Source organism: uncultured Thiohalocapsa sp. (assembly GCF_913063425.1).
Lineage (GTDB): Bacteria > Pseudomonadota > Gammaproteobacteria > Chromatiales > Chromatiaceae > Thiohalocapsa.
This window is the reverse complement of record NZ_CAJXYK010000042.1, coordinates 17,716-32,222: the sequence shown is the minus strand read 5'-3', so window position 1 is coordinate 32,222 and position 14,507 is coordinate 17,716. Positions and strand designations below refer to the sequence as shown.

At 69.6% G+C, this 14,507-nt stretch carries 11 protein-coding genes; 9 read left to right on the top strand and 2 right to left on the bottom strand.

Annotation, left to right across the window (positions count from 1 at the left end; translation table 11 throughout):
• The first annotated feature begins 50 nt into the window (after positions 1-50).
• A complete protein-coding gene (locus QZ607_RS19365; RefSeq protein WP_295886042.1) occupies positions 51-2,462 on the top strand; it encodes a tetratricopeptide repeat protein in 2,412 nt (803 codons plus the stop codon).
• 359 nt (positions 2,463-2,821) lie between these two features.
• On the opposite strand, the gene QZ607_RS19360 is transcribed toward QZ607_RS19365, so the two are convergent.
• Positions 2,822-4,075 carry a potassium/proton antiporter gene (locus QZ607_RS19360; protein ID WP_295886041.1) on the bottom strand — a complete coding sequence of 418 codons (1,254 nt, stop codon included), beginning with the start codon at positions 4,073-4,075 and terminating at the stop codon, positions 2,822-2,824.
• Positions 4,076-4,339: 264 nt separating this feature from the next.
• Here QZ607_RS19360 and galE point away from each other — a divergent pair, with 264 nt between their 5' ends.
• From galE to QZ607_RS19335, 5 genes are all read left to right on the top strand, one after another.
• A complete protein-coding gene (galE, locus tag QZ607_RS19355; protein ID WP_295886040.1) occupies positions 4,340-5,350 on the top strand; it encodes a UDP-glucose 4-epimerase GalE in 1,011 nt (336 codons plus the stop codon).
• Entirely contained in the window at positions 5,347-6,528 is a 1,182-nt protein-coding gene (locus tag QZ607_RS19350) for a glycosyltransferase (protein WP_295886039.1), read from the top strand. The genes galE and QZ607_RS19350 overlap by 4 nt, the downstream gene beginning before the upstream one ends.
• Entirely contained in the window at positions 6,528-7,613 is a 1,086-nt protein-coding gene (locus tag QZ607_RS19345) for a glycosyltransferase family 4 protein (RefSeq protein ID WP_295886073.1), read from the top strand. Before QZ607_RS19350 ends, QZ607_RS19345 begins: the two co-directional genes overlap by 1 nt.
• Before the next feature lie 156 nt (positions 7,614-7,769).
• Complete coding sequence (msrP, locus tag QZ607_RS19340) at positions 7,770-8,732, top strand: protein-methionine-sulfoxide reductase catalytic subunit MsrP (RefSeq protein WP_295886038.1); 963 nt, start codon at positions 7,770-7,772, stop codon at positions 8,730-8,732.
• A 339-nt stretch (positions 8,733-9,071) separates the two neighbouring features.
• Positions 9,072-9,680 (top strand): sulfite oxidase heme-binding subunit YedZ, encoded by a 609-nt coding sequence (locus QZ607_RS19335; protein ID WP_367268224.1) that lies wholly within the window; start codon positions 9,072-9,074, stop codon positions 9,678-9,680.
• A 58-nt stretch (positions 9,681-9,738) separates the two neighbouring features.
• Here QZ607_RS19335 and QZ607_RS19330 read toward each other — a convergent pair whose 3' ends face one another.
• A complete protein-coding gene (locus QZ607_RS19330) occupies positions 9,739-10,194 on the bottom strand; it encodes a molybdenum cofactor biosynthesis protein MoaE (protein WP_295886037.1) in 456 nt (151 codons plus the stop codon).
• A 265-nt stretch (positions 10,195-10,459) separates the two neighbouring features.
• Here QZ607_RS19330 and QZ607_RS19325 point away from each other — a divergent pair, with 265 nt between their 5' ends.
• The 3 genes from QZ607_RS19325 (at position 10,460) to QZ607_RS19315 (ending at position 14,336) form a co-directional block, all read left to right on the top strand.
• On the top strand, positions 10,460-10,711 hold the full coding sequence (locus QZ607_RS19325; RefSeq protein ID WP_295886036.1) for a hypothetical protein: 252 nt from the start codon (positions 10,460-10,462) through the stop codon (positions 10,709-10,711).
• Positions 10,712-10,751: 40 nt separating this feature from the next.
• A complete protein-coding gene (locus tag QZ607_RS19320; RefSeq protein WP_295886034.1) occupies positions 10,752-12,101 on the top strand; it encodes an APC family permease in 1,350 nt (449 codons plus the stop codon).
• Positions 12,102-12,413: 312 nt separating this feature from the next.
• Positions 12,414-14,336, top strand: coding sequence for a PrkA family serine protein kinase (locus QZ607_RS19315; protein WP_295886033.1), 1,923 nt, complete (start codon positions 12,414-12,416; stop codon positions 14,334-14,336).
• Positions 14,337-14,507: the final 171 nt, after the last annotated feature.

Genomic DNA, 14,507 nt, shown 5'->3' with positions numbered 1-14,507 from the left:
GACCGCCTGCCTCGACGAACCTGTCGCAAGGACAGCCGGTGCGATCACTGATGACCTTCACTGAAACTCCCCGTCCCGTTCTTGCCTGCGGCATCGCTGTGCTCGCCGCTTGTTGGCTCGGGGCCGCACAGGCCGCGGACGATGACCCGCTTGCGGTGCTCGATGAGCCCGCGTCGGCGGCCGCCGCCCGGGAGAAAGACCCGCTGGCGGTGTTGGACGAGGCGGCGCCGGGCGCAGCGCCCGACGGCGAGCTGGATCGGGCGGTGCTCGATGATCTGGACCCGGAGGCGGCCAGGGCCCGCCGCCGGGCCGAGCCGCTGAAGCCGGCCGCGCCGATCAGCACCGCGGAGGCCGCCCGCCGTCTCTACGAGCGCGGCGCCCTGACGCAGGCGGGCATCGCGGTCAAGGTTTTGCTGCGGGAGAACCAGCTCGATCAGCAGGCGCTGCTGTTGCGGGCGGACCTGCAATTGGCCCGCTACGATGGTGCCGGCGCGGAGGTGACGCTGCGCCGCGCCCTGGACGCACGGGTGCCGGCAGAGCGGGTGCTGGTCAAGCTGGCCCAAGCGCTGAATCTCCAGGGCGAGTACCGGGCGGTGCTCGACACCCTGAAGCCGGGCCGGCTCGATGACCCGACCGAGCAGGCGCGGTTGCTCGCCGAGCAGGCCAGGGCGCATCTGGGCCTCGGCCATGTCGCCGAGGCGCAGCTCAAGCTCGACGAAGCCATGGCGCTGAGCGCCGACGCGGCGGCGCCGTTGATCGGCCGCGCGGTACTGGCACTGCGGGACGGCTTTGCGCTCCAGGCGCGGGATCTGGTGGACCGGGCGCTGGAGACAGAGCCGGACAATGGCGACGCCTGGCTGCTGCTGGGGCAGATCGAGTACCAGCGCGGCAACCGGACCGCCGCTGAGGTGGCGTTCGGCCAGGCCATCTCCCGCGCCCCGAGCAAATGGATGGCCGCGTATTGGCGGGCGTTGTCCCGCGTCGAGCTGGGCAAGCTCGACGCCGCCGAGCGGGACATCGCGCTGGCATCGGAGCAGCTGCCCGGCTTCGTCGGGCTCGCCTACGCCCGCGGCCGGCTGGCCCTGGCCCGCGGACGGTCGCAAGCCGCAGCCACGGCCTTCGAGCGCTATCTTGGCAGCATGCCGGCGGACGCGAATGCGTTGTTCTACGCGGCACTGGCCGCCAATCAGCTGCGCAATCATCAGCAGGCGCTGGGCTACCTGGATGCGCTCGCGGACGCCGAGGGCGCATCGACGCGCCAGCTTTGGCTGCGGGCGCGGACGCACATGGCCGCCGGCAACCATGGCGAAGCGGCACGCCTGCTCGCGGACGCCGCCCGTCCCGAGGCGCCGGTGGCGCTGATCATCGCCCGGCAGGAAGCGCTGTTTCGGCTCGATCGCCGCGACGAGGCGCTCGCGCTGATCGAGCAGGCCCGCGCCGCGCAGCCGGATGTACGTGCGCTCCAGGTGGCCGAGGCCAAGCTGCGCTTCGCCGCCGGCGACCGCGAGGCTGCCGAGGCCATCGCCCGCAACCTGATGCAAGCGGACCCGGCCGACGTGGATGCGCTGCTGATCCTGGGCGAGGCGGCCTTGCAGCGCGACGAGGCGGAGCTGACCGCCGAGGCCGAGGCGCGAGTCGGCAACGGCGACGCCGCCCGCTATCACCTGCTGGAGGCCTGGCGGCGGCACGCAGAGCATCCGCTGGCGTCGCCCGTGGTGGCACGGGTGTTCGCGGCCGACACGGACCCGCGGCAGCGCCGGCGTCTGATCGCCGACCTGAAGCGCCGGGCGCCGGACTCGCCCCTCATCGAGCCCTTGCAGGCGCAGACGCTGCTGGATGCCGGGCGTCCGGACAAAGCGGCCGAGCTCTACGCGGCCATGCACGAGCGGGACCCGGATAACCCCAGGCTCTTTGTGAGGCTGGTGCGGACCATGGTGGCCGCCGGCCAGCGCGAGCCGGTGATCGCCCGCGCCGAGCCCTGGATGGCGCAGCATGCCGGCGACGTGGATATCGCCCTGGCACTGGCCGATGTCCACGCGGACCTGGGCCACGCGGAGCCCGCCGCGCGCTGGTACCGGCGCGTGCTGGAGCTCGACCCGGACAACCTGTTCGCGCTGAACGACCTCGCCGTGCTCTTGACCGAGTCGGCGCCGACCACCGCGGTGCTGCTGGCCGAGCGTGCCCATGCCCTGGCGCCGGATCACCCACAGGTACTGGATACCTACGGCGCCGCGCTCCTCGCCGCCGGCGATGCGGCGCAGGCGCGGAAGCTGTTGCGCGAGGCCTACGGCTACCGAGGCTCTGACCCCGGCATCGGGCTGAACCTGGCCCGCGCACTGGCTGCAGACGGCGACCCGGACGCCGCCCGCCGGGTGCTGCGGCCGCTCATCGACGATGACTTTACGCGCCAGGCGGAGGCAAGGGCACTGCTGCAGAGGCTGTCGCTGCATCCACGCCCTTGAGTGGCTGGTCAACGCGCGTCGCACCGCAAGCCGGCTCGGCCCCATCGGCGAAGGTGGCTTGCACCGACTGAGCCTACAACCCCGCGAGCACCCCCAGGGTGGCCGCGGCGCTGGCGCTGAAGCGCTCTTGCAGGGCGGCAGCGAGCAGACCATCGCTCGCCAGGGCCAGCTCCAGCCGCGGTAAGCCTAGTGCGTGCCCCCTGCGCAGTCCCGGCGGACGCTTCTGGGAAGCAGCCGGGGCCTCCGTCCGCTTTCAGTATTGAGTATACCGTCCCCATATTGGGCGCATGACGCGGCCCTTTCCGGTTTCCCTCTGACGTTGTGACCCCGTGCCTTTGGTCTTCCTGCTTGGGCGCGGGTCAGGGACGGAGCGGGTCGCTGTCGGCGGGCGTTCGGGCGGTGGCGTCGGCTGGTGCTTCCAGGTCCAGCCGGCGGGCGAGCCAGGGGATGGTCCAGCCCTGGAGGACCAGCGAGGCGATGACCACCAGGAAGACGATGTTGAAGAAGTCGGTGGCGATGGGGCCGGGACTGAGCACGGGGATGATCGCCAGGAAGATGGGCACGGCCCCGCGCAGGCCGACCCAGGCGATGAAGAGCCGCTCCTTCAGCGTGTAACGGAAGGGCAGCAGACACAGGCCCACGGCCACGGGGCGGGCGACGACAATGAGCACGGCTGCGACCCCGGCGGCGACGAGGGTCTCGGCGGCGAGCTCGCTCGGTGTCACCAGGATGCCGAGCAGCAGGAACATCAGGATCTGGCTGAGCCAGGCGAGGCTGCCGTGGGTGATGTCGAGCTCGTCCCGGCGCCGGCCGGTGGCCCGGTGCATGGCGAGCACGCCGCAGAGGTAGACCGCGAGATAGCCGCTGCCGCCCGCGAGCTGGGTGCCCTCGAACACCGTCAGCGCCGCCGCCAGCGCAAGCACGCCGTAGAGGCCGTCGGCGAGCCGCAGCCGGCTGATGAGCAGCCCGAGGAGTAGTCCGCCCAGGATGCCTGCCGCAGCGCCGAGACCGATTTGCTGCGCGAAGCTGCCCGCCAGCGCCCAGGACAGGCTGTCGGCACCGCCGCCGGCATCCACGATGGCCACCAGTGTCAGGGTCAGGAAGATGGCCATCGGGTCGTTCAGCCCGGACTCCACCACGATGGTTTCCATGACCCGCCCGCGCAGGCGGATGCCGCGGCCCTGCAGCAGCAGGAAGGTGGCGGCCGCGTCGGTGGAGCCGATCACCGCGCCGAGCAGCAGGGCCACGAACAGCGGCCACCCCGCCGCCCAGGCCGCGAGGCCGACGGCGCCGGCGGTGACGGCCACACCCAGGGTCGCGAGCGCGAGCGCCGGCCCCCAGGCGACGCGGATGTCCCCGACGCGGGTGCCGAGGCCGCCGGCGAACAGAATCACCGCCAGCGCAATGCTGCCGATGTCGTAGACGAGCTCGAAGTCGTCGAACACGAAGCCGCCCGGGCCGTCCTGGCCCACCAGCATGCCGACGCCAAGGAAGAGCAGCAGGATCGGCGCGCCGAGGCGGGTGGCCAGCGGGCTGATGAGCACACTCGCAAGCACCACGGCCGCCGCCAGCAGCACGGCCAGCTCCACCGACAGATCCAATGAGGCAGTCATCATCAACTCACGCGCCGAAAAACGGGGACGGTATACTGAATGCAATTCGATGCGCCGCCAACATAAGGCTCGCCCGAGCTTTGGTCGCTGACCCGCTTCGGTCTACCAGCCATTAGGTATACCGTCCCCGCGAATTCATTGGGGGACGGGCTGAGGGTAACGCCTGCATGGACTGTTGTCAGGGGTCTGTGGTCCGCGTCGGCGGCGCGAGCCGGCTCGACTCCGTTAGAATGGCGGTTTTGGCGCCACATGGGAGCTTCCCTCATGCGTGTCCTCGTCACCGGCGGCGCCGGTTACATCGGCAGCCACACCTGCGTCGAGCTGCTCGCCGCCGGACACGACGTCGTCGTCGTGGACAACCTGCACAACAGCAAGCCCGCGGCGCTCGCGCGGGTGCAGGAGATCGCCGGCCGCGATCTGGCCTTTGTACAGGCAGACCTGCGCGACGCGGGTGCATTGCGGGCGCTGTTCGGGGACTTCGGCTTCGATGCGGTGATCCACTTCGCGGGCCTCAAGGCTGTCGGCGAGTCCACGCAGATCCCCATCGACTATTACGACAACAATGTGCACGGCACGCTGTGCCTGTGCCGGGCCATGGCCGAGGCCGGCGTCAAGCGCCTGGTATTCAGCTCCTCGGCCACGGTGTACGGCGACCCGGCCAGGGTGCCCATCCGCGAGGATTTCCCGCTCGCCGCCACCAATCCCTACGGACGCACCAAGCTCTTCGTGGAGGAGATCCTGCGCGATCAGCACCGCGCCGACGGCGAGTGGGACATCGCGCTGCTGCGCTATTTCAATCCGGTGGGTGCGCACCCGAGCGGGCGCATCGGTGAGGACCCCAACGGCATCCCCAACAATCTGATGCCCTACATCGCGCAGGTGGCCGTGGGCAAGCTGCCGGAGCTCAAGGTTTTCGGCGACGACTACGCGACGCCGGACGGCACCGGCGTGCGCGACTACATCCATGTGGTGGACCTGGCCCGTGGGCACCTGGCGGCGCTGGAGCGGCTCAGCGCAGCCCCGGGCGTGGTCACCTACAACCTCGGCACGGGGCGCGGCTACAGCGTGTTGGAGGTGCTGCGTGCCTTTGCCGCCGCGGCGGAGCGGGACATCGCTCACCGCGTCGTCGCCCGCCGCCCCGGCGACATTGCCGCCTGCTACGCCGACCCGGCGCTGGCCGCGGCGGAGCTCGGCTGGCGCGCCGAGCTCGGCCTCGATGCCATGGTGGCGGACCACTGGCGCTGGCAGCGCGAGAACCCCAGCGGCTACGCATGAACGCACCGACGGACACCGCACGCCTCGGCGAGGGCGCACCGGTGCGGGTGATGCAGGTGGTGCACGGCCTGCCCCGGGGCGGGCTCGAGAACGGCGTCGTGAACCTGCTGAACGGCCTGTCGCCCGGGCAGTTCCAGCAGAGCGTCGTCTGCCTGGACCAGCGCGGCGAGATGGCGGACCGTGTCCCGCCGCAGGTCCCCATCCACGTACTGGACCGCCGTCGTCACGATGTCAACCTGCCGTGGCGCCTGGCGCGGTTGATCCGCCGCACCCGCCCGCATGTGGTGCACTGCCGGAACTGGAACACCTGGCCGGACACGGTGCTGGCCCATCGTCTTGCCGCCTGCCGCAGCACCCTGGTGTGGTCCTTCCACGGCTTCGCGGACGGGCATTGGTTCCCCAAGCGCCGGCGGCTCGCGAGCCGGGGCCTGTCGCTTGCCACCCACCATCTGTTCGCGGTGTGCCGGGACTCAGCCGAGCGCTTCGCCGCGCTGGCCGGCATTCCGCCCGAGCGTTTCGAGGTGCTCTACAACGGCGTCGACTGCCGGCGCTTCGCGCCCAGCGAGCAGCGCGACGGGCTGCGGGCAGCGCTCGGCTTCGGCACGGACGAGCTGGTGATCCTCACCGTCGCGAGCCTCACGCCTGTCAAGGGCCATGCCCGGCTTTTGGCGGCCGCGGCGCAGGTGCTCGCGGGGACCCGGCGGCGGGTGCGCTTCCTGTGGCTCGGCGACGGTGCCGAGCGGGCGGCGCTGGAGGCGCGCATCTGCACCCTGGGGCTCACCGCCCGGGTACAGCTGCCGGGCGGCAGCGACAAGGTGCCGCAGTACCTGGCCGCCGCCGACATCTTCGTGCTGCCGAGCGAGCTGGAGGGGATGAGCAATGCCATCCTGGAGGCCATGGCCAGCGGTCTGCCGGTTGTGGCCCACGCCGTGGGCGGCAATCCCGAGCTGGTGGATCACGCACACAGTGGCCTGCTCTGTCCGGCGGGTGATACGGAGGCCCTGGCGGGCGCCATCGGCCGCCTGGTGCGCAACGATGCCGAGCGCCGCGCCATGGGTGCCGCCGCCCGCCGGCGCGCGGAGCAGATCTTCTCCCTCGACGCCATGCTGGTGCGTTACGCGAGCTTCTACCGCCATGCGGTACCGCTGAACGGCCAGCCCACCGCGCTGGAGCCGTGATGCGTGCCGCCGGCACCCGCCCGCGGGTGCTCATGGTCGGGCCCCTGCCGCCGCCTGTGGGCGGTATGGCGAGCGTGGTCGAGAACCTGGTGCAGGCGCTCTCCGAGGGCGTCGAGCTGCGCGTCATCAACACCGTCAAGACCACCGCCGCTGACCGCAGCCTGTGGCAGGGCATCGCCGCCCAGCTGCGTCTGCTCGGCCGGCTCGCCTCGGCGTGCATCGCCTGGCGCCCGGCGGTGGTGCACATCCACACCTGCTCCTGGCTCACCTTCTGGCGCAACGGTGTGGATGTGCTGCTCGCGCGCCTGCTCGGCCGCCGGGTGGTGCTGCATATCCACGGCGCGCAGTTCCACCGCTTTCTGGGTGGACTCGGCGGTGCGCAGGCCTGGCTGGCCCGGCGCCTGCTGCGCGCTGCACACCGGGTGGTGGTGCTCGGCAAGGGCTGGCGCGGGGTGTTGTCCGCATGGGCGGACCCGGCGCGCATCCTGGTGGTGCCGAACGGTGTGCCCATCGGCGCCCAGGTGCAGCCTTCCGCGGACGGGCCCTTCTGCGTGCTCTGCCTCGCGAACTACGAGGTGCGCAAGGGACAGGAGGACCTGCTGCGGGCGGTGGCGGCGCTGGACGCACCAAGGCCCGTGCAGGTGGCGCTGCTGGGCTTCGAGGCGGAGCCAGGCCGCCGGCAGCGGCTGCTGGACCTTGCTGTAGGGCTTGGGCTCGATGTGGACATCCCGGGCCCCGTGATCGGCGCGGACAAGGAGGCCCGGCTCCAGGCGGCCCACTGTTTCTGCCTGCCTTCGTACGACGAGGGGCTCCCCATGTCCATGCTGGAGGCGATGGCCGTGGGGCTGCCGGTCGTGGCGACACGGGTGGGCTCGATTCCGGAGGCGCTTCACGACGGCGCCGAGGGCCTGCTCTTCGAGCCCGGCGACATCGCGGCGCTCAGTGGGCATCTTGCCCGACTCATTGCGGCCCCGGAGACTGCCGCGGCCCTGGGCGCCGCCGGCCGCGAGCGGCTGGCGCGGGACTTCAGCCTCGCCCATTCCGCGCAGCTGCTGCTCGACCTCTATCGGTCACTCGCCCGCTGACCGGCCGCATCGTGCGCGACCAGGGTGCGCGCAGACTGCCGCACGCGACGCGGCGTTCGGCAGGGAACAGACCCGCTTCGGCCGGCTGTCCGGCCCTGAAACCAATTCCCGACCACGCGGGTCTGAATACGGACTTGCGATCCAAGAGGTACGTCCATGCTCATCAAGCGACCGAGCGACATTCCGGCGTCCGAGGTCACGCCGCGGGCGGTCTATCTGCGCCGGCGTGAATTCCTGCGCGCGGCGGCACTGGCAGGCGTGGGGGCCGCGATGGGCACCGGCTCTCTGGGGACGGCGTCCGCCGCGCGTGCGGGCGAGCCGATTCCGAATGTCCGCCCCAGCCGCTTCTCCACCGATGAGCCGCCGACGGATGTTGACGACATCACCAGCTACAACAATTTCTACGAGCTCGGCACCGACAAGTCCGACCCGAAGCGCAACGCCGATCAGCTCGAAACCCGCCCGTGGCAGGTGGTGGTGGAGGGCGAGTGCGAGGCGCCCGGGGTCATGGGTATCGAAGACGTCCTGCGCGACTTCCCGCAGGAAGAGCGCATCTACCGGCTGCGCTGCGTGGAAGCCTGGGCCATGGTGGTACCTTGGGTGGGCTTCCCGCTCGGGGACCTGCTGAAGCGCTTCAAGCCGACCTCCAACGCCAGGTACGTCGCCTTCGAGACTCTTTACGACCCCACCATGCTGCCGGGTCAACGCCGCGGCGTGCTGGACTGGCCGTACCGCGAGGGACTGCGCATGGACGAGGCCATGCATCCGCTCACCATCCTGGCCACCGGGCTCTACGGCGAGATCCTGCCGAATCAGAACGGCGCCCCGCTGCGGCTGGTGGTGCCCTGGAAGTACGGCTTCAAGAGCATCAAGTCCATCGTGCGCATCCGCTTCACCCGGGATGAGCCCCCCGCCACCTGGAACATGATGCAGCCGAACGAATACGGCTTCTACGCCAACGTGAATCCGGAGGTGGACCACCCCCGCTGGAGCCAGAAGAGCCACCGGATGATCGGCGCGGGGCTGTTTGCGCGCAAACGCCCGACGCTCAAGTTCAACGGCTACGGCGAGCAGGTGGCTTCTTTGTATGCGGGGATGGATTTGGCGAAGTTCTATTGAGGGGCAAGCAGCGAGGGGCGAAAGCGCGGGTCTTGATCTCGCAACACCGCTCTGCGGTCTCGCGCATCCGGCGGCGTTCTGCGCCCTGCGCGGGAGCGGCCGCACCGAGCGCATACACCAGTGGGCGCCGGCGGGGCCCAGGCGGCCGAAGCACCGCGGCGCCACTGAGCGGCGCCACCTTGCCATGGTCGCGGCGGCTTGTGGTCAGCGGATGGCGATGCAGGTCGCCGCACCGCGCACGTCTCGCTTCAACTTCCAACTTCACACTCCCAACCTCACACGCTTCCCGCCGTCATGCGACCCAACCCTCGCCCAAGGCCCGACCGGATCATTCGGCTCGTGAAGCCGGCCGTCTTCGCCGCTTGTCTGCTCCCCGTCGTGCTGCTGATCTGGCGCACGCTGGACGGCAGCATCGGCCCCAACCCCGTGGAGGGCATCACCCACGCCACCGGCGACTGGGCATTGCGGCTGCTGCTGGTGACACTGGCCGTGACGCCGCTGCGCCGGCTCTCAGGCTGGGCTCCGCTCGTGCGGTTGCGGCGCATGCTGGGGCTGTTTGCGTTTTTCTACGCGGTGCTTCACTTCATTACCTATTTGTGGCTGGATCAGTTTTTTGACTGGCAGGCCATCGGCGCCGACATCGCCAAACGCCCCTACATCACCGTCGGTTTCACAGCACTGGCGCTCATGGTGCCGCTGGCGGTGACGTCCACCCGCGGCTGGCAGCGGCGGCTCGGAGCGCGCTGGAAGCAGCTGCACCGCCTGATCTACCCCATCGGCGTGCTCGCGGTGCTGCATTATCTGTGGCTGGTGAAGGCAGACCTGTTGGAGCCCGCCATCTACGCCGCTGTGCTGGCGCTGCTGCTCGCGGCGCGGATGCCCTGGCGTGACTGGTACACGCGGCGGCTGTCGGGCTCCCACAGCCGCCGCGCGCAGGTGGCACGCTGACGGTGCGTTTGCGACGGCGTTGCGGTGCCTGCGGGTGGCCCGGCCGGCGCGGCGCCGCTCAGCGCCAGCGCGCGGCGGCGTCCGTGTCGCTGTCGCGGGCCTCCACCCATTGCTCGCCCTGGTCGGTTTCCTCTTTTTTCCAGAAGGGCGCGCGGGTTTTGAGGTAGTCCATCAGGAATTCGCAGCCGCGGAAGGCCTCGCCGCGATGCGCGGCGGTGGCGGCCACCAGCACGATGGGATCTGCCGGCAGCATGCGCCCGACCCGGTGCACGATGCGCACCGCGTGCAGGCCGAAGCGCTCGACGGCCTCATCGGCGATGGCGCCCAGGGCGGCTTCGGTCATGCCGGGGTAGTGCTCCAGGGTCATGGCTGTCACGGCTCGGCCGGCGTTCTGGTCGCGCATGAGACCGACGAAGGCCGCCAGCGCGCCGGCGGCGGGATCGCCGGCGAGGTCGGCCTGCAGGGCCCAGGGGTCGAAAGGGGCGGATTCGATGCGGATGTCGATGCGGCTCATCGGGTGGGCTCGCGACCTGTGCTGCTGCGGTGGGCGCGCTGCGCCGGCGCCGGAAACGGCGGCGCGGCGGTGTGGGGCCGGCACGCTCCGGCCCACCGCTGCGCCGGGGAGGGGAGCCACCGGGCCAATCTTGCCGGCGGACCCCTTGCCTGCGGGGGGCGTCGCCGCCATGCTCCCGCAACACGGCTGCCGGCGCGGGTTTGCAGGTGCATGCGCAGACGCACGCCCGCGCCATCGACGACGACGCTGGAGCACTATACCGCCGATGGCTCCGCAGCGACATTCGCCCCTCGACTGGCCGCGTCGTTTCCTGGACTGGCTCTGCGACGGGCGTGCCGACTACCGCGAGTTCCAGGAGCGCAAGGCCTCGCGTGCCTACAAGGCCAACCAGAGCACCTGCCTCGTCATTTGGCTCGTCGCCGCCGGTCTGTTGCTGATCTGCGGCGCCACCGGCTGCCTGCTGACGTTCGGCCTGGTGGCCACTTTCCTGTGCTTCAGTGTCCTCGACCCGGAATGAGCCGAGCGTTCCCAACCGCATCCTGCCTGCGCGCCGCGCGATGAGCGCGGAGCCCGCGGGCGACCCGCGCCGGACCTTCGACCTGCGCGCCGCCACCCTGCTGGTGGTGGCCAACATGATCGGCACCGGGGTCTTCACCACGCTGGGGCTTCAGGCGCAGGGCGTGCAGGACGGTGCCGCGCTGCTGCTGTTGTGGCTGCTCGGCGGTCTGGTGGCCGCCTGCGGCGCCCTGGTGTATGCGGAGCTGGCGGCGGCGCTGCCGCGCTCCGGTGGCGAATACGTCTACCTGACCCGCAGCTTCGGCCCCGCCGTGGGTCTCATCGCCGGGTGGATTTCCACCACCGTCGGCTTCGCCGCGCCGGTGGCCCTGGCGGCCATGGCCTTCGGCCAGTATGCAGCGACCGTGGTGCCGGTGGCGCCGACGCCCACAGCGGCCGTCGCCGTGGTGGTGGTCGCGGGCTTCCATGCCTTCGACGTCGGGCTGGGTACGCGCTTTCAGGTGGTGATGACGCTGCTCAAGGTGGCCGCCATCGTGCTCTTTTGCGCGGTGGGGCTGCTGTTGCCGGCGGCACCCGCCGCCCTGTCGCCGGTGCCGGACGCGGGCACGCCGGGTGCCGTCTTCTCGCCGGCCTTTGCGTTGTCGCTGGTGTACGTGTCCTACGCGTACTCGGGCTGGAATGCTGCGACCTATGTGGCCGAGGAAGTCCAGCAGCCGCAGCGGCTGGTGCCCCGGGCGCTGCTGCTGGGCACTGGGCTGGTGACGCTCCTGTACCTGCTCCTGAATTGGGTGTTCCTGCGCAGCGTGCCGCTGGACGCCCTTGCCGGCACCGTGGAGGTGGGCGCGCTCGCGGCGCGCTGGCTGTTCGGCGAGCTGGGCGGGCGACTCATCAGCGCCATGCTGGCGCTGCTGCTGCTGTCCACCATCAGCGCCATGCTGCTGGCCGGCCCGCGGGTGTTCGCGGCCATGGCGGAGGATCGGCCCGCGCTGGGCCTTTTCGGTGCGCGTAACCGGCGCGGTGCACCAACTCGGGCGGTGCTGCTGTCGCTGGCGCTGGCGTTGACGCTCATCCTCAGCGGGACCTTCGGCGCGGTGCTCGCCTTCGCCGGCTTTACGCTGATGCTCTCGTCGCTGCTCACCGTGCTCGGTGCCATGCGGTTGCGCCGCACCGAGCCGGCGCTGCCGCGCCCCTTCCGTGTCCCCTGGTATCCCTGGCCGCCGCTGCTCTATCTTGCCCTGACGGCGGCGACCCTTGCCGTGGTGGCCTGGAGCAGCCCCGCACCCGTGCTGGCCGGCGTCTGCGTGCTGGGTGCCTGGTGGTGGTGGCTCACGAGACGGGCGGGGGCGCCGGCGGACACGGGCGCCGACCAGCGGCGTACAAGGCCACCCTGAGCAGGGAATTGAACCCTTGCGAGGGGGCCTGTCTAAGCGCAAAGTGCGGTTATGCAGGTGCGGATGCCGCGCGGCTCCCGGTCGTTGTGCCCTTGGGGGGTGCACCTTAGGGGTGCGCCGCGCTGCGCATGCAGCACCAAAAAATGGCATGCTGCCCAGTGACGAATCCCCAGCCGGCGGTGGGCATCAGCCGCAGCTTTTGCTTGGCGCAAAGCTTGCAGTTGGACCTCGGCGTTGCAATCTTGTCAGGAACGCCATCCCGGAGCGACCGCCGCCCGCGTCCGGACAGACAACCTAAACGAGGTGTGCTGAATGTCGATCTTCGAGCGCTACCAGGCCCGCTACGAGTCCTCCCGCGAGGAGGACATGAGCCTGCAGGAGTATCTGGATCTGTGTAAGAGCGATCCGATGGCCTATGCCGGTGCGGCGGAGCGTCTGCTTGCGGCGATCGGCGAGCCGGAGCTCATAGACACCCACAACGACCCTCGCCTGAGCCGGATCTTCCAGAACAAGGTCATCAAGCGTTACCCCGCGTTCGCGGAGTTCTTCGGCATGGAGGAGTCGATCGACCAGCTCGTCTCCTACCTGAAGCATGCCGCGCAGGGCCTGGAAGAGAGGAAGCAGATCCTCTACCTGCTCGGGCCGGTGGGCGGCGGCAAGTCGTCGCTCGCCGAAAAGCTGAAGGAGCTGATGGAGAAGATCCCCTTCTATGCCATCAAGGGCTCCCCGGTATTCGAATCGCCGCTCAGCCTCTTCTCGCCGGAGGAGGACGGGCCGATTCTGGAAGAGGATTACGGCATCCCGAGCCGCTGCCTGCGCACCATCATGTCGCCCTGGGCCGTGAAGCGGCTGCAGGAGTACAACGGCGACATCACCAAGTTCCGGGTCGTCAAGCTCTATCCGAGCATCCTGGAGCAGGTGGCCATCGCCAAGACCGAGCCCGGTGACGAGAACAACCAGGACATCTCCTCCCTGGTGGGAAAGGTGGACATCCGTCAGCTGGAGCACTACGCGCAGAACGACGCAGACGCCTACAGCTACTCCGGTGCCCTGTGCCGCGCCAACCAGGGTCTGATGGAATTCGTCGAGATGTTCAAGGCGCCCATCAAGGTGCTGCATCCGCTGCTGACGGCCACCCAGGAAGGCAACTACAACGCCACCGAAGGGCTCTCGGCGCTGCCGTTCCAGGGCATCATCCTGGCGCACAGCAACGAGTCCGAGTGGCAGTCCTTCCGCAACAACAAGAACAACGAGGCCTTCCTCGACCGCGTCTTCATCGTCAAGGTGCCGTACTGCCTGCGGGTGACGGAAGAAAAGCAGATCTACGACAAGTTGCTGCGCAACAGCTCCCTGAGCCAGGCGCCCTGCGCCCCGGGCACGCTGGCAATGATGTCGCAGTTCTCTGTGCTGACGCGCCTGAAGGAGCCGGAGAATTCCAGTATCTTCTCCAAGATGCGGGTCTACGACGGTGAGAACCTCAAGGACACGGACCCGAAGGCCAAGTCGGTGCAGGAGTACCGCGACTACGCCGGCGTCGACGAGGGCATGTCCGGGATCTCGACGCGCTTCGCCTTCAAGATCCTGTCCCAGGTGTTCAACTTCGACCACACCGAGGTCGCCGCAAACCCGGTGCACCTGCTCTACGTGCTGGAGCGCCAGATCGTGCGTGAGCATCTGCCGCCGGAGGTGCAGGACCGTTACCTCGGCTTCCTCAAGCAGTACCTGGCACCGCGCTACGCGGAGTTCATCGGCAAAGAGCTCCAGACCGCCTACCTGGAGTCCTACGCCGAGTACGGTCAGAACATCTTCGACCGCTATGTCACCTACGCCGACTACTGGATTCAGGACCAGGAGTACCGCGATCCGGACACCGGCGAGATGATGAACCGCGGCGCGCTCAACGAAGAGCTCGAGAAGATCGAGAAGCCCGCCGGCATCTCCAATCCCAAGGACTTCCGCAACGAGATCGTCAACTTTGTGCTGCGTGCCCGCGCCAACAACAACGGCGCCAATCCGCGCTGGACGAGCTACGAAAAGCTGCGGGTGGTGATCGAGAAGAAGATGTTCTCGAACACCGAAGAGCTGCTGCCGGTGATCTCCTTCAACGCCAAGGCCTCTGCCGACGACAAGAAGAAGCACGAGCAGTTCGTCGACCGCATGGTGGAAAAGGGGTATACGCCCAAGCAAGTACGTTTGCTGTCGGAATGGTACCTGCGTGTGCGGAAGTCGCAATAGGAGGGAGCTGGGGCTGAGGGCTCAGGGCTGAGGAAAACCGCGCCACGCCTTGGCCCCCACCCCCTGGCCCCCAGCCTCCCTGGCCCCCAGCCCTTGGCCCTCGGGTGTCTGGATACGCGGTCTCTTCGGGGCGCGGATCACTTCGACCCAGCCAGTGCAACGCGAGCCACT

Bases quoted from the DNA above. Each gene is read 5' to 3' on its own strand.
- QZ607_RS19365 (WP_295886042.1), top strand. From the start codon at position 51: ATGACCTTCACTGAAACTCCCCGTCCCGTTCTTGCCTGCGGCATCGCT.
- QZ607_RS19360 (WP_295886041.1), bottom strand. From the start codon at position 4,075: ATGACTGCCTCATTGGATCTGTCGGTGGAGCTGGCCGTGCTGCTGGCG.
- galE (WP_295886040.1), top strand. From the start codon at position 4,340: ATGCGTGTCCTCGTCACCGGCGGCGCCGGTTACATCGGCAGCCACACC.
- QZ607_RS19350 (WP_295886039.1), top strand. From the start codon at position 5,347: ATGAACGCACCGACGGACACCGCACGCCTCGGCGAGGGCGCACCGGTG.
- QZ607_RS19345 (WP_295886073.1), top strand. From the start codon at position 6,528: ATGCGTGCCGCCGGCACCCGCCCGCGGGTGCTCATGGTCGGGCCCCTG.
- msrP (WP_295886038.1), top strand. From the start codon at position 7,770: ATGCTCATCAAGCGACCGAGCGACATTCCGGCGTCCGAGGTCACGCCG.
- QZ607_RS19330 (WP_295886037.1), bottom strand. From the start codon at position 10,194: ATGAGCCGCATCGACATCCGCATCGAATCCGCCCCTTTCGACCCCTGG.
- QZ607_RS19325 (WP_295886036.1), top strand. From the start codon at position 10,460: ATGGCTCCGCAGCGACATTCGCCCCTCGACTGGCCGCGTCGTTTCCTG.
- QZ607_RS19320 (WP_295886034.1), top strand. From the start codon at position 10,752: ATGAGCGCGGAGCCCGCGGGCGACCCGCGCCGGACCTTCGACCTGCGC.
- QZ607_RS19315 (WP_295886033.1), top strand. From the start codon at position 12,414: ATGTCGATCTTCGAGCGCTACCAGGCCCGCTACGAGTCCTCCCGCGAG.